At 29.3% G+C, this 409-nt stretch carries 1 protein-coding gene and 1 pseudogene; both read left to right on the top strand.

Translation table 11 applies throughout. The features are described 5' to 3' along the window. Positions 1-180, top strand: a pseudogene (locus KH893_RS12675) (ABC transporter ATP-binding protein); the annotation flags it as partial. 6 nt (positions 181-186) lie between these two features. Next, positions 187-405 carry an ATP-binding cassette domain-containing protein gene (locus KH893_RS13130; protein ID WP_345803746.1) on the top strand — a complete coding sequence of 73 codons (219 nt, stop codon included), beginning with the start codon at positions 187-189 and terminating at the stop codon, positions 403-405. The last annotated feature ends 4 nt before the right edge of the window (positions 406-409 follow it).

Genomic DNA, 409 nt, shown 5'->3' with positions numbered 1-409 from the left:
GGACTGAACCAGATTGATGAAGGAGAAATTATTTTAAATGGCCGGAAATTAAAAATACCATATGATTTATCAGCGCGAAAAAAGTTTTCTTTTTTACCAACAGAAGATCAACTTATTGATTTTTTAACCGCCAAAGAAAATCTTTCTTACTTTGCTGAAATTTATAGAATAAGTAATTAAAAAAATATCATTGATGAACTTATTGAAGACTATCAATTTTCTGAGCAAAAAGAAAAGTTGATCAAAGATTATTCAAAGGGTATGAAACGTCGACTCAGTCTTGCTTTAATTGATTTAATTGATTCCCCAATTATTGTCCTGGACGAACCGAGCCTCGGCTTAGATATCTATAATATTAATTTTTTGCGAAAGAAATTGTTTCAATATAAAAAGGAAGGAAAATAGGTAA

This window comes from Liquorilactobacillus sicerae, assembly GCF_029916425.1.
Taxonomy (GTDB): domain Bacteria; phylum Bacillota; class Bacilli; order Lactobacillales; family Lactobacillaceae; genus Liquorilactobacillus; species Liquorilactobacillus sicerae.
Note: the sequence above shows the minus strand (reverse complement) of the source record. Positions and strands in the feature narration are given on the sequence as shown.